A 15,572-nucleotide genomic window follows, 5' to 3' on the forward strand; every position below is an offset into this window, starting at 1 on the left:
CACTTGAGAAGATGTCGTTCCGCAAAAAAACGTTTTAGGTAAGCCAACCCGTTTATAGGGTCAAAATAATAAAGCTTGGGCACTTTACGTAAGACGCTCTACAAAAGCCGTTTAAGCCTATAAATAACAATACGGACATATATTAATATAGAAAACAAGTTTCATTTTTTGTTGACTATCCGGAACTTGTTAGTAACTTACAGCGTAGTTAGTACATTCCCTCGGCAACGGCTGCCGTTGACCGTCTTTCATCTTTTAACTTCGCCCCGAGTACCGTCTGCGAAAATCGCATGATGACCGTCGTTTTTTAAACCTGCCACTTCATTGTAGCACGTGTAAGTTAAACCTCATTTCCTTTTTCTGCTTTCGCCCGATGATCGCAGCGATCGGTTTATAAATGAACGCCCATCCGATGATGTTAAAGGACCGAAGCGCCCAACCAACCGATGCCGAGTATGCCCTCATCCGCAAAGCTCTGGAAATTATTTCCGGCAAATGGCGTCTATACCTTATCCTGCTCCTGGGTGAGCATACCCTGCGTTACAGTGAACTCCGCCAGCGACTGCCCGCTGTCAGTGAGAAAGTACTCGCCGGTGAATTAAAAGCCCTGGTCTTGCTGGGAGTTATAAGACGAGATGTTTTCGCCGAAATGCCTTTGCGGGTGGAATATACATTAACCCAAAAAGGCCGATTAGCCTTACCGATCCTGCAACAGATGCCGCAAATCGGTCGAATCTTTAACGAATGTTTTGATGCAACTTAAATTCACCAACGCCAGTCGATCCCAATTCTTTGTTACCGTACGACAGCGAGTCGACGCTTATTTTAAGGAAAACAAGCTTTCTCCCCACGCCAACAGGGCGATGTGGACCAAAGCCAGCTTCTTTTTAGGAGGTTATCTGCTGCTTTATGGCTTGATATTATCCAACCAGTTTGGTCCCTGGACCATGCTGATTATGGCGATTGGACTGGGTTTATTTGCCGCTTTCATTGGCTTTAATGTATCGCACGACGCCATACACGGTGCATTTTCCTCCCGAAGCTGGGTAAATCGGCTGTTGGGGAGTAGTTTTTATTTAATTGGTGCCAATCCGTACGTCTGGAAAATTTCGCACAATGTAGTCCACCATACCTACACCAACATTCCGGGCCACGATGAAGATATTGAGATTGCGCCGGGCCTGATTCGGGTAGACCTTGATGAGCCCTCCCGGCCCTGGCAACGTTTTCAACACTGGTATGCTTTTCCGCTGTATTCACTGGCTTCGCTCTCGTGGGTTTTTCGGAAGGACTTCCTGAAATTTTTCTCTGGAAAAATCGGCCAGCATGACAATTCGAAGCACCCTTTCAAGGAATATTTTATTCTGTTTGGGACCAAGGCTGCTTACTATTTCTTTTTTCTGGTGCTGCCCTACCTCGTGCTGGATTTAAATGGCTGGCAATTAGCGTTTGGTTTTGTGATCATGCACCTGATCGAGGGGCTGGTTCTGGGGCTGGTCTTTCAATTAGCCCACGTAGTGGAAGGCACGAGCTTTCCGGTTCCCATCAAGGGGGTAGGTATTGAGGAATCCTGGGCGGTTCACCAGTTGCGCACAACGGCTAATTTTGCCCCCCGCTCGGCGGTAGCGGCCTTTTTCTGCGGAGGACTCAACCGCCAGATCGAACACCATTTGTTTCCTAAAATCTGCCACATTCATTATCCGGCGATTACGGAGATTGTGAAGCAAACCGCCCAGGACTTTGATTTGCCTTATCTGGAAAACCAGTCGTTTTTCTCAGCCTTGCATTCGCATTACCGGCTGCTGAAAAAATTAGGTCAGCCGTCCGATGCGTCGGTTGCGTAGTAAAAACTAGGGCATTTTTGCACTGGATTACTCAATATGTTGTTATTACTATAGACACCCTATCAACAGCGTGTCGGGAGTTATGATTAAAAAAGCTATAACATGGACCAACTAACTGCTAAGCTCAAAAAAATGCAGGAGTATTCAACGCTGACCGCCGGTGGCTATTCTCTGACAAATTTTCACTTGTCAAATGCCTACGATGGTCAAAGGACGCTTCGGCTTCATTTTAAGCGGAAAGGCAGTATCCAGCCCACCGCATTTGATATTTCCATCCAGTACCTTGGTAATTATATCGTCAATTACAAGGATCGTAGCCAGGATCTGCAACAGCTTAATTTCCCTGACTATGAATCGGTAATTGCTTATTTAACAGCAAAGTGAATCATACCTTTCGTTACGAAAGGTAACAGTATGGATACGCAAACGGTTTAACGCAGCGGTTCACAAATCAAAAAAACCAACATGGCAAGATCACAAGGAACATTTAGTAAAAAAGAAAAAGAAAAAGCCCGCCTGAAAAAAAGGCAAGACAAACAGGACAAGAAAGACGAGCGAAAAAACCAATCTAGCAGGGGCCAAAGCCTGGAAGAAATGTTTGCTTATGTAGACGAAAACGGAAATATTACTTCCACTCCTGTAGACGTTACCAAAAAGCATGTAATCAACCCGGAAGATATTGTTATTGGCATTCCAAAGCAAGACCCTTCTGAGGCCGAGGCACCGGGTAGAGAAGGTGTGGTTACTTTCTTCAACGAATCAAAAGGATACGGCTTTATTAAAGATCTACGTAGTCAGGACAGTGTTTTCGTTCACATACGGGGATTAGTTGACCCGATCAAGCAGAATGACAAGGTCGAATTTGAGGTTGAAATGACCCCGAAAGGTGCGTCTGCTATCAATGTCAAACGAATTGGATAAGCTTAATAAGACCGCGGAATTGCGCTGAGCCGGTATGTTAGCCGGGCAACTAACCCGAACGGGTTAGTTGTAAAGACCGCGCTATTCCTGTTGACTGATTCTTCCTCTTATCAATAACAGTACCTTCATCTCCCTGATTTTGATTATAACAAAGGGAGTGGGATTCGTATGAGGTCTTAAAAAAGGCCGGTTTATACGGACCATCGGGAAACAGCCCACCTTTTAAAAAGCCGCTCTCCACGTCGTCTATTCTTTAAGATGAACGCCAGAAGCCACCCGAAGGTAAGTAGCAGGATAAGCCAGCAAACTATCTCCGGAAATTGCAGGCTGTTGCTATGCCTACAAGAGTGCGAGGGTTCAGAATGGCACGAATATATAGGGTTACTTTAACGTTCTGCTGAGACGCGGGCGGTAACGAAATGGGCGTTCGTGTACTTAATTTATACCTTCTGTATACCAAAAACTGCGATTCATAGGCTTTTACAGAATTGGCTTTCGTCTGACAATTACCTTTAGACCTATAAAGTAATGTGCAAAGCTATTAACAAGCCCGGCCCAATGGCCGGGTTTTGTTTTAAACGGGAGTTTATACCTCCCAGCGCCACACCGCTTTTGCCTATCCCGTTCAGGTGGCTTTTTATGGATTACGGAAGCAGCGAAACGTGCGTTCTTTTAAAATCCATGATGGCACTAAAAACCTGTAGGAGCTAAATCATTTGATATGCAGGACGGTACAGGATAACTTTCTTAAATTATACCAAAAATATTGGACGCAAAAGACAGCATAATTTCAACAGCCTCTTACCATGAGGAAGCCAGCACCCGTTCCTGAGGATGAATCCCATTTAGGTGACCTCTGGAATCGTTTCCGACAAAATGATGAGAAGGCTTTTGACGAGCTGGCTAAACGCAGATACCGGCTGCTGTTCAATTATGCAACACGGTTTACTAAAGACAGCGAACTGATTAAAGATTGCATCCAGGACCTTTTTCTGGAATTATGGTATCGCAGGGCGCGCCTTACGGATACAACGTATGTGACCGTTTACCTGATCTCGGCCCTGCGGAACAACCTTTTACGCAAACTTAAAGTCAATAACCGGCTCGACGACTCTGCAGATATTGCCACGAGTTGCGAACGGTTTACGGACAATCTTACGGTAGAAACCATCCTGATCAGCTCCGAGTCCATGTCTCAAAAGGAACGCGAGATCCGAAATGCCATCAACCGGCTTCCCAGACGTCAGCAGGAGGTTATTTTTCTGAAATTCTACGAAGGATTGTCGAATGATGAGATTGCCAGGATTATGGAGATCGAGCGGCAGACGGTTGCCAACTTCCTATACAGGGCCATCAGCCAGCTAAAAAACGACCTGCCTTCAATTTCTCACCTTATTCCGCAACTGTTTCTCTTCTTTGCGTCAGGCTCCATCTGGCAATTAACAGACTGACTATCAAAGCATACCATCGTAAAAACACCTTCAATCTGGTTTTAATCAAATAATTACTATAATTTTTCTTAATTAAAGGGTATCGCCTTGTGCATATGTACTATTTCATTGTATGGTTCAATGAACAGTAAAACATGCAGGATTACGCGCGATACGATATTAAAGATTTTCTGGCAGATGAGCCCTTTTGCCGATGGGTGCTTCATCAGAAACCCGCTGATTGTGCATTCTGGCAAAACTGGCTCCAGAAAAATCCAGATCGCGCAGACATTGTTAGATCCGCCCGGGAGCTAATCTCCGAAATTCACCACGCACAGCATTATCTGACGGACGAGGAACTCCAGCAGGAACTTAGCCGTCTTACAGCCGCCCGAAAAGCCGCAACGGAAGACCAGACCTACAGCGAACCGCCGAGGAGGTCATGGTTTGGTAAATTCGCCCTGGTGCTTACGGCCCTCTTCTGCGTGGTCGGCTTCTGGTACTTCTATACTTCTTTCTCAACGAATTCGGGTCTGTTGAAGGTCGGCCAGAAACCATTAAAGGATCATAAAAATGGACAATGGACCCAGGTGACCAACAACCAGCGTACGCCGAAATCCATGTTATTGCCCGATGGTAGTAAAGTGACCCTTTCACCGAGAAGCCGGATTAGTTACCCGCTGCATTTTGAAAAAAAACAGCGGGAGGTTTTGCTGAATGGCGAAGCGTTTTTTGACGTCATCCGAAATCCGCAAAGCCCTTTCAAGGTCTACACAAGTGATCTGGTCACGACGGTTTTGGGCACCAGCTTCACAGTAAAAGCATTTGACCAGGACAAGGATGTACGCGTTGTCGTAAAAACAGGAAGAGTGACCGTTGCAGCAACCACCCCCGAGAGCAAACCGGCAGATTCTCAAACTAATCAGCTCATTCTGCGGCCCAATCAACAGGTGATTTATCACCGCGAGGACCAGAAAATGAAACGGTCCTTGATTGAAAATCCATTGGAAGTGGGGCCTGCGGAGGTGATACAGCAAAATCTGGTATTTGAAAATGCACCCGTTGCCAGTGTATTTGATTCACTCCAGAAACGATATGAGGTCCAGATCATTTACGACGCCGACCTGCTGGCCCATTGCCAGCTCACGGCCGAACTGGGGCAGGAGCCGCTATTTGAAAAGCTCGGCATGATATGCAAAGCCATACAGGCGCGTTACGAGCTGATCGACGGCCAGATCGTGATTCACGGAAGTTCTTGTAAGTAGAGTGTACTGTATAAAATTACTATTCCAACCCCTTAATTAACTTGAAAATGCGTCAATTCAACCATCCGCCCTGAGGCTAAAACGCACAAGCCGAAGATGCTGGAACATCCCCGGCTTGCCTTTCCCCCTTTATCACGCTATTGATGAATCCGGTTCGCTAAGACCGGAACAGGGGACCTTTGTACCTCATTTTTTCAAAAAAGCATACAGACAAAACTATGAAAATTAGTACCAAACCCATCATGATTATTCTCAAAATCATGCGAATATCAATTTACCAGCTAATCGTGTCTGTGCTTTGCACGTCCCTGGTGGTAGCCAATGACGGCAAAGCGCAGGAGTTATTGAACCGACGGATCTCCCTGGATCTGGATGATCAGAAAATAAGCGTCGCGCTTCGGCAGATCAGCCAGCAAGCCGCCGTTCGTTTTATGTATAGTCCGCAGGTTATCCCGGCAGATCGTAAGGTGACGTTACACGTTCGTAATGAGCCGCTTCATGTTGTCCTGAAATCGCTTTTCGAGCCGCTCCATATCGGATATGAACTTTCGGGAAATCAGCTTGTCTTGAGTAGTACTTCAGACTTAAAATCCCAGGCAACCGGGCAACCGGAAGAGGCCCGTCCGCTCGATAAAATCATAAAGGGGTCTGTCAGGGACGAAAAAGGCGCTCCGTTGCCGGGAGTAAGCATTGTTGTAAAAGGAACGCAACGCGGCTCGGTAACAGACACCGAGGGCCGGTTTGAAGTGAGTGTTCCGGACAGCAATCCTTCAATTATATTTTCATTTATCGGTTACCTCAGTCAGGAAATCAGGGTTGGCAACCAGAGTGATCTGCAAGTGGTGCTGAAAGATGATCTCAAAGCGCTTGAAGAAGTGGTTGTGGTGGGGTACGGAACCCAGAAGAAGGTGAACCTGACCGGTTCGGTGGCTTCCATAGAAAGTGAAGAATTGCTGAAAGCACCATCAACAAATATCACCAACTCGCTGGTTGGCCGGTTGCCGGGACTCATCGCCGTGAATGGAAATGGCAAACCGGGTGCTGGCTCTTCCATCTCGATTCGCGGAGCCAGCACCTTTGGGGACAACAGCGCCCTGATTGTGGTCGATGGCATCATCCGGTCTTTTGATCAGATTGACCCCAATGAGGTAGAAAGTATTTCCATCCTGAAAGATGCTTCGGCCACGGCGGTGTATGGTTCCAGAGCCGCCAATGGCGTTATTCTGGTCACGACCAAACGCGGTGCAACGGGCAAGCCAACCTTTCATTACAACGGATTTGCGGGCATTCAGCAACCTACGCGCTATCCTAAAGTTATGAATGCCTACCAGTATGCGACAACCAAAAACCAGGCCCTGCTGAACCTGGGCAAGCCATTGCAATATTCAGATCAGCAGTTGGAAGACATTCGCACGGGTGTTATCCCGGAATACGACTGGTACGGTAACACCCTGAAAAACAACGCTTTTCAGACGCAGCAGAATTTAAGCGTCAGCGGTGGTTCTGATGCCGTCCGCTATTTCCTTTCGATGGGCTACCTCAATCAGGATGGCATGTACGATCAAATTAACTTTCAGCGGTATTCGATTCGTACCAACGTGGATGCCAAAATCAATAAAAACTTCACGATTTCGGCCGATATCGACGCCAGCAACCGAAACACCAACCAAAGCGCCTATGCGCCGGAAGCCATATTTGACGATATCGTGGCGGCTTATCCGATGGACAAAGCCTATAATCCGGATGGAACCATCTTTTATACCCGGGAACAGCATCCCGTTGAAGAGATCAAAACCGGTTATAACCGGATGAAAAACAACATTCTGCAAGCCACCTTAACGGTGAAGCATGAACTGCCGTTTATCAAGGGCCTGTCTGTAATGGGCCGGGCTTCGTTTGGCCGCGAGTATTCCAATAACAAGCACTATAATGTGCCCATTTTCATGAACCGCCAGGATGCCGACGGCAATACGCTGGAAATCTATCCGTACGGCGGCTGGAATGGCAAAACAGCATTGACGCAATCCTTCAATGAGTATAACACGACTACGCTGAATGCCTCACTGAATTATGCCCGCAGCTTTGGCGCACACGAGTTCGGCGGCTTGCTGTTATTTGAACAACTGGATGCCAAAGGCAATAACTTTTATGGCTTCCGGACCAATTTTCCGGCGCAGGGGCTTGATGAATTCTTTTACGGAGGAGAAAGCCAGAAAGATGCCAACGGCGGTTCTTTTACCGACGGTCGCCGGGGAGCCATTGCCCGGATTAATTACACGTTTCAGCAACGGTATTTGTTTGAGGCTTCCTTCCGGCGCGACGGCTCGGTGGCTTTTCCAGCTACGAAAAAATACGGTTTCTTCCCCGCCGTGTCAGCCGGATGGAGAATTATTGAAGAGCCTTTTCTTAAAAACAACACGGCATTTGCCTTTCTTGACAACCTCAAGCTCCGCGCTTCCTACGGGGTGGTCGGAAATGACCGGAATGTCTATACCGGCTATATGTTACGTAACCCGACCTTTCAGTATCAGCAGGTTTATAACCCATCGGGAACCATCGTATCGGGCACCGAAGGACTATCTAGCATTACACCGGGCATTTTACCCAATCCAAACGTAACCTGGGAGACGGCATCTGTGTCTGATCTGGGTCTGGAGGGGTCGCTTTGGCGGGGCAGGCTGCAATTTGAAATTGATCTTTTTTATAAAAGAACCTCCAACATTCTGCGTACGCGCATCCGCTCCATTCCCGGAACATTGGGTGCGCAGTTGCCCGCCGAGAATTATGCCAAAGTGGATAATCGGGGAATCGAGTTTATGCTGACGCACCAGAATAACATTCAGGCTTTGAAATACTTTGTGAAACTGAACGGAAGCTTTTCCCAAAGCAAGGTGATTACCCTGGATGAACCCGCCAACACCCCCGATTATCTGCGGCAAACCGGGCGACCACTCGGCTTCATTACCGGTTATAAAGCACTGGGCTTTTTCCAGACAGACGAAGAAGTAGCCGCCTACCTGCCGCAATTTAATGGCGGACAGAAAGCCGGGGATGTTAAATACGCCGACATCAACGGCGATGGAAAGGTGGACGCCAACGACCTGACCATTATTTCAATGGATAACAATGTGCCCAAAATGATCGGCGGGTTGTCGTTCGGCGGGTCGCTGAAAGGCTTCGACCTGAATATATTGTTTCAGGCTGCGGGCCGGGTCAGGCAGATGCTTTACGGGGCTGCGCGGGACTTTTTTCAGGGTGGTTCGCGCAATACATACGTCGATCTGCTGGATTACTGGTCACCCGAAAATCCCAATGCCCTGTATCCTCGTCCCTGGGAAGGCCCGAATCCAAACAACTCCCTCACCTCCAGCCTCTATCTGCGAAACGGTAGTTATGTCCGGCTCAGGTCCATTGACCTGGGGTATTCCCTGCCTTCCGATTTCGTCAAAAAAATCGGCGTCCGGAATGTTAGAGTCTATTTTGCGGGAGCCAATCTTTTTGTTTGGTCAAAAATGAAAATGTTTGATCCGGAAATCGAAAACACCACGGGCACCTACTATCCGCAGCAGCGTACACTGAACCTCGGCCTGAACCTTACTTTCTAATCAGTTACTGTTTACTGTCATGACAAAAATAATTGCCAAAACACTGCTGGTTGTAATGATTTTTATGACCACCGCCTGCAAGGAGGATTTTCTGGAACGCCAGGCGACTGATTCGATTCCCGAGGGAAATATCTTTCAGGATCCGGCGCTGATCCAGCTTTTTGTAAACAATATGTATCTGGATGTGCCTGCTTTTGAGCGTAATCTATACGATAACATTACCGACGAATCGCGCTGCTACTGGGGTGGGGGGCCAAGAAATGTGGTTCAGGGGCAATGGTTTCCGGACAACAATCCAATGGAATACTGGGCTTACGGGCCTGTGCGGAAAACCAACATGTTTCTGGACAAAATCGACGGGGCTGATATTGACGAAGAGCAAAAAACAAATTTCAAAGGACAGGTAAAATTCCTTCGTTCGATGCTCTATTTCAATATGATCAAACGCTATGGCGGTGTGCCGATCATCACAGAGCCGCAGGGACTTGATGACGATCTTTTTGTAGCCCGACAAACCACCGACGAGAGTTTTGCCTTTGTGGTAAAGGAACTCGAGGAAGCCATTACTCTTTTGCCGGAAACGCATGGAAGCCGGGCCGTGGATGTGGGGAAAGCAAACAGGCAGTCGGCAAAAGCCTTTCTGGGCCGGGTGCTGACCTACTGGGCCAGTGCCTTGTATAATCCGACAGGCGATGTTTCGCGGTGGCAAAAGGCGGCTCAGATCAACAAAGAAGTAATGGACGCGGGCACGTACAAGCTTCACCCCAACTTCCGGAATATCATGCTCGACAAAAACAATGAGGAAGAGATTTTCAGCGTGCAATTCCAGAAACCATTCCGTGAGCATGGCTGGGATTCGTGGGGTCAGCCCGACTCACAATCCAAGCAGGATGCCGTAAACCGTAGCCCGGTGCAGGAATTTGTAGATGCTTTTGAAATGAAAAACGGAAAAGCGATTAATGAGCCAGGTTCGGGTTACGATCCGGCCAATCCCTACAAAAACCGGGATCCGCGGTTTGATGCGACGGTACTTTACAATGGAGCCACGTTTTTCGGCTCGACCATTTATATGTACGAAGGGGCGCCAATCGACGGTATTAATCTTCCGTATGCAACGATTACGGGGTATCTGCTCCGCAAAGGCATGAACGAAAGCAACAAGGATTACTACGGCGGTGCGGGTAGCGACCAGAACTGGATCGAGCTACGGTATGCGGAAGTGCTTTTGAATTATGCCGAAGCAAAAAACGAGGCATTAAATGGGCCCGATGCGTCGGTTTACACAGCCATCGAAGCCGTTCGCCAGCGCGCCGGGCTTGTGCCTTACCAGCTGCCTGCCGGGCTGACCAAAGCACAGATGCGCGAACGCATCCGGAAGGAGCGGTATATCGAGCTTAGTTTTGAGGGAAAGCGTTATTGGGACCTCAGACGCTGGAAAATCGCCGAGGAGGTACTAAACGGTAAGCAGTTCAACGCCATGTACATTACCAAAAACCCGAACGGTACCTACTCGTACAAAGCCAAGCCGGTAGACGGTATTCCGTATGTTTTTCAGGAAAAAATGTATTTCATGCCCATTCCACAGCGCGAGATCGAGAAAAATCCCAACTTGAAACAAAATACCGGGTGGTAAACAAAACCGCCTTTTTCTGACTAAGCCCGTTTTCTATGAATCGTACATTGCAGCACATCTTTCTGGCCTTGCTTCTTTTTTTGCTCCCCTTGGGAAAATGGGCGAACGGCCAAACGCCCAGTCCCGGTTTTGCGCCCAGGAATGGGGATCATATCATTCTGCTCGGGAACACATTTGCCGACCGGATGCGTCACTATGGCTACTTTGAAACCCTGCTTCAAAAGAATTTCCCTGATAAGCATCTAACACTGCGGAATATGGGGTGGAGCGCCGACGAAGTGGGCCTACAGCCGCGACCGCTCAATTTTCCAGGTTTTGGCGAAAAAACAAAAAGGCTCACCGAAGGGCAAAAAGAGGTCAAATTTCAGGGGTTTACGCACGAAGGCGAGCGTATTGTCATGCCGGTTGCGCTGAATTTCGAAGGGCTGAACCAGGACTTATACGACCAGAAGGCTGACATGATATTCCTCTGCTTTGGGATGAATGAAGCCTTTAAAGGACCAGCCGGTTTGCCGCAGTTTGAAAAAGATCTCGATGTGTTTATCCAGAACCTGCGGAATAACAAGTACAATGGCCGGTCGGCTCCGGTACTGGTGCTGGTTTCGCCCATTGCGCATGAGGACCTGGGCGGCAATTACCCCAATCCCGACGAGCATAATAAAAACCTGGCCTTGTATACCCGAGCGATGCAGAAAGCCGCTGCGGCCAAAGGGTTGTATTTCATCGACCTTTTTGCGCCGTCGCTGGCAAAAATGAAGCAGAAAGGAGGGGAGAAGCTGACCATCAACGGTATTCACCTCACCGACGTCGGCTATAAGCTGGCGGCAACCTGGATGGGTCAGTCGCTTGGTTTTGGGAAAATGACGGACCTGAACACCGAAAACAGCAAAAAGCTACTTGCGGTGATCAAGATGAAGGACGATCATTTTTTTTACCGCTGGCGGGCTGTCAACGGCGAATACATCTACGGTCGCCGACGGGAACCGTTCGGGGTGATTGCCTTTCCGCCCGAGCTACGCAAGCTGAACCAAATGACGGCCGCGCTCGACTCGGTGATTTGGGAGATGGGAAAAAGCAACACGGCCGACACCTACCAGAAAGCCCTTGACATTGTGGATCGAAGAGGTAAACCGGTCGATCCGACGCTTATTCCGGCTATTCCCATGACGGGTCGGCAGGGGGAAGCCGCCAAAGCAGCCGCCCACGCGCACCATGAAAAAACGTGGCCGGCCACAACCGAAACGTTTAAGCTCCCGGAAGGCTACGAAATCAACCTGTTTGCCTCGGAAAAGGATTTCCCGATTGAGAAGCCCGTCGCTATGAATTTTGACGCGCGTGGACGGCTTTGGGTGGCTACAATGCCAACTTATCCCCAATACTTCCCCGGTATTCCCGTGCACGACAAGATTGTGATTCTGGAAGATACCGATGCCGATGGGAAGGCCGACAAGCACACTGTTTTTGCCGACGACCTCTATCTGCCGCTGGGCTTTGAATTTGGCGACGGCGGGGTGTATGTTTCCCAGGAACCGGACATCCTGTTCCTGAAAGACACGGATGGCGACGACAAAGCCGATTTCCGCGAAATTGTGCTGACCGGTTTTGGTTCGGAAGACAGTCACCATGCCACGCACGCCTTCACGTTCGGGCAGGACGGCGCCCTGTATTTCAACGAAGGCACGTTCCTGAATACACAGGTTGAAACACCATACGGCCCCATTCGCTCCTACGCGGGGGCGACGTACCGGTACGAACCGCGCACGGCGAAGCTCACCCATTATATTTCCTATCCGTATTACAATCCGTGGGGGAGTGTTTTTGATAAATGGGGAATGCACCTGATCGGTGATGCGTCCGACGGTTCCAATTATTTTGCCCCGCCCATGACCGGCAATGTTACGTATCCGGACAAGCACCCCAGAATAGAAATGTTCACCGAAACGCGGGTCAGGCCAACGGCGGGCATCGAGATTGTGTCCAGCCGCCAGTTTCCGGATGAGGTACAGGGTGATTTTCTGGTCAATAACAACATCGGTTTTCAGGGTACGAAGCAGCACCGTATTGTGCCGCGCGGCTCCGGCATTGGCAGCAAGGAAGTAGAGCCAATCCTGCAATCGTCCGATCCCAATTACCGCCCGATTGACATTGAATTTGGTCCGGATGGCGGCTTATACATCGTTGACTGGTACAATCCCCTGATTTCGCACGGTGAAAACCCACCGCGCGATCCGGCCCGGGATAAGTCCCACGGTCGGGTCTGGCGCATTACGTACAAAAACAAACCGGTTCTGAAAATCACCGATGTGTCCCGACAAACCGTGCCCCAGCTTCTGGAGAATCTGAAAGCGCACGAAGACCGGTTTCGCTACCGGTCACGGGCGCAGATCCGGGAAAAGAAAGCCGCCGATGTTCTGCCTGAATTGAAAAAATGGGTGGCTTCGCTGGACAAAAAGGACCCGCAGTACGAACACCATCTTTTGGAAGGATTATGGCTTTATCAGGATTTTAACGTCGTGGAGCCGAACCTTCTGAAAACCGTACTCCAGGCCAAAGAACCGCAGGCCCGGGCCGCAGCCACCAAACTGCTGTTGTATTGGCGCGACCGCATTCCCGGCTCGCTGGAACTGATGCGGGCAAGGCTCAACGACGAATCGCCACGGGTGCGGATTGAAGCGGTGGTGGCCCTGAGCTTTTTCAACTCCGAACAAGCGGTAACGGCGGCAATGGATGTGTTTAAATACCCCACGGACTATTATCTAGATTATGCGATCCGGGAAACGTTCCGGTTTTTGAAACCGATCTGGCTGGCCGGGATGAAACAGGGGAAAAACGTTGCGAGTGGTCAGAGTTCAGCCAACCGCTATCTGCTGAGTCTGGCATCAGCTCAGGAACTGGCGGCCTTGCCGCAAACCCCCAATGTGCTGACCGCCCTGCTCACCCGGCCCGATATTGATCTGGCCCAGAAACAGGAAGCGGTCAAACGGCTTGTCAAAGAACAAAAAACAGGTCCGGTTACGGTGTTGCTGACGGCTATTCGGGAAGAAGAACGAAGCCGGAAGACGGACCAGCCTACTGCTGCGCAAAATGCCCTGATTCGTCTTTTACTGGAATCTGATCCAGCCGAATTGAAACAAAACGGGGCAGCGTTTACCCGGCTGGTTAGTCAGGATACAAGCCGGGTTATGCAGGCAACCGCCCTTGCCGCCGTCATCACCGCAGCCCAATCAGACCAATCGCTGCAAACGGCAAGGCAGGAAAAACCAGAAGCGTACCTGACCGGTATTTCGCTGTTGGCAAATCCGGCACTCAAGGCTTCTTTTTATGGAAAAGTAAAGGAACTGGCCCCCAAAATACCGGCGACTGCGTATCCGCTACTGATGCAAATGACCCTGGAAAATGAGTCGAAGACCGAATCAACCAGTGATCTGCTGGCTTCGCTGACCCGCACGCCCGAATCGCTGCAAAATTCGGAGTCCTTTGCCAAAGCCATTCGGACGATGAAAAACATGGTCAATGCCGTTCCGCAACGGAACCGGAAGGCCGTGCTTTCCGCCCTGGAAACGCTGGGCACCATTGAACTAAAACTGGTGGCCATTGAAGCCAAAATGGCGTTTGACAAAAAATCCTTAACCGTTCCCGCCGGAAGAGCCGTTACGCTGGTTTTTGAAAACCCGGATCTGATGCCGCATAATGTGGTCATCGTAAAACCCGGGTCGGCCGAAAAAGTGGGTGAAGCTGCCGATGCCATGGCAAGTTTGAAAGACGGTTTTGAAAAACACTTTGTGCCGTCCACGCCGGATGTCTTGTTTGCCACGCCACTGGTCAATTCCGGAAAGAGTTTTCGACTGGAATTCAAGGCCCCGACGCAGCCCGGCGAGTATCCGTTTATTTGCTCATTTCCGGGCCACTGGCGCGTCATGCAGGGGATATTGACGGTAACGGATACCAAAACGCCCTAACATGAAAGCACGGTTTTTGCTGTTTGCCTTTTTCTTTCTGTTTTGCGCACGGAACACCCGTGCGCAAAACTTTCAAAAACTGTATCCCGGTGCAATCCCTAACGCCATTCCCGGTCCTAATCAGGAGGTTTCCACGGCCAATGAACTCGTGGATTCGCTCACCTCGAAAGTCTCCGTCCCGAGCCTGGCCGTGTTTTTGCCACCCCGGGAACGGGCGACTGGAACTGCTGTCATCATTTGCCCCGGAGGTGGTTACGGCACCCTGCTGACCAAACGGGAAGGAACAGATGTCGCCAAAGCTTTTAACAAATTAGGGATAGCCGCCTTCGTCCTGAAATACCGGTTGCCCAGCAGCAGCACGATGAAGGACCGTTCTATCGGGCCGGTTCAGGACGCCCAGCAAGCGATTAAAACCGTTCGGGAACGCGCAGGCGAATTCGGAATCGACCCCGCAAAAATTGGCATCATGGGCTTTTCGGCGGGTGGGCACCTGGCATCCACGGCAGGCACGCATTTTAACACCCGTTACATTGATGTAACCGGCAAAACGAGCCTGCGACCCGACTTTATGATTTTGGTAAATCCCGTTGTCAGTTTCAATGACAGCACGGGTCATATCGGATCGCGGGACAATTTGCTCGGCAAACAAGCCAGCGCCGAAAAGATTCTACGCTTTTCCAATGAGTGGCAAGTCGGAAAGTCTACTCCGCCTGCTTTTCTCGTGCATTCTGGGGCCGATACGGTGGTTCCGGTTTCCAATAGCATCCAATTTTATGAAGCGCTCAACAGAAACGGGGTGAGCGGAGCCTTGCATATTTACTCGAAAGGCGAACACGGTTTTTTGACCTATCCGCCTTTTGAAGAGTGGTTTGAGAGGACTGTGGAGTGGATGAGGGTATCGGGATTCAGGTAAAA

The 15,572-nt window shown here is 49.6% G+C and carries 10 protein-coding genes; all 10 read left to right on the forward strand.

Going from position 1 to position 15,572, the window contains the following annotated elements; translation table 11 throughout:
• Window positions 1-412 precede the first annotated feature (412 nt).
• On the forward strand, window positions 413-763 hold the full coding sequence (locus tag LX87_RS23070; protein WP_111630663.1) for a winged helix-turn-helix transcriptional regulator: 351 nt from the start codon (window positions 413-415) through the stop codon (window positions 761-763).
• Entirely contained in the window at window positions 753-1,844 is a 1,092-nt protein-coding gene (locus LX87_RS23075) for a fatty acid desaturase family protein (protein ID WP_111630664.1), read from the forward strand. The genes LX87_RS23070 and LX87_RS23075 overlap by 11 nt, the downstream gene beginning before the upstream one ends.
• A 102-nt stretch (window positions 1,845-1,946) precedes the next feature.
• Entirely contained in the window at window positions 1,947-2,228 is a 282-nt protein-coding gene (locus LX87_RS23080; protein ID WP_111630665.1) for a hypothetical protein, read from the forward strand.
• Between the two features lie 81 nt (window positions 2,229-2,309).
• Complete coding sequence (locus tag LX87_RS23085; RefSeq protein WP_111630666.1) at window positions 2,310-2,765, forward strand: cold-shock protein; 456 nt, start codon at window positions 2,310-2,312, stop codon at window positions 2,763-2,765.
• A gap of 806 nt (window positions 2,766-3,571) precedes the next feature.
• Window positions 3,572-4,216 carry an RNA polymerase sigma factor gene (locus LX87_RS23090; protein WP_111630667.1) on the forward strand — a complete coding sequence of 215 codons (645 nt, stop codon included), beginning with the start codon at window positions 3,572-3,574 and terminating at the stop codon, window positions 4,214-4,216.
• Between the two features lie 134 nt (window positions 4,217-4,350).
• Window positions 4,351-5,460 carry a FecR family protein gene (locus LX87_RS23095; RefSeq protein WP_111630668.1) on the forward strand — a complete coding sequence of 370 codons (1,110 nt, stop codon included), beginning with the start codon at window positions 4,351-4,353 and terminating at the stop codon, window positions 5,458-5,460.
• 218 nt (window positions 5,461-5,678) lie between these two features.
• Complete coding sequence (locus LX87_RS23100; protein WP_111630669.1) at window positions 5,679-9,065, forward strand: TonB-dependent receptor; 3,387 nt, start codon at window positions 5,679-5,681, stop codon at window positions 9,063-9,065.
• A gap of 19 nt (window positions 9,066-9,084) precedes the next feature.
• A complete protein-coding gene (locus LX87_RS23105) occupies window positions 9,085-10,698 on the forward strand; it encodes a RagB/SusD family nutrient uptake outer membrane protein (RefSeq protein WP_111630670.1) in 1,614 nt (537 codons plus the stop codon).
• 35 nt (window positions 10,699-10,733) lie between these two features.
• The gene (locus LX87_RS23110) at window positions 10,734-14,657 is read left to right on the forward strand and encodes a PVC-type heme-binding CxxCH protein (protein WP_111630671.1); all 3,924 of its coding nucleotides are present in this window, start codon (window positions 10,734-10,736) and stop codon (window positions 14,655-14,657) included.
• Between the two features lies 1 nt (window position 14,658).
• Window positions 14,659-15,570: an alpha/beta hydrolase gene (locus LX87_RS23115; RefSeq protein WP_111630672.1), complete on the forward strand. Its 912-nt coding sequence runs from the start codon at window positions 14,659-14,661 to the stop codon at window positions 15,568-15,570.
• Window positions 15,571-15,572 lie beyond the last annotated feature (2 nt).

The organism is Larkinella arboricola, assembly GCF_003259745.1.
Taxonomy (GTDB): domain Bacteria; phylum Bacteroidota; class Bacteroidia; order Cytophagales; family Spirosomataceae; genus Larkinella; species Larkinella arboricola.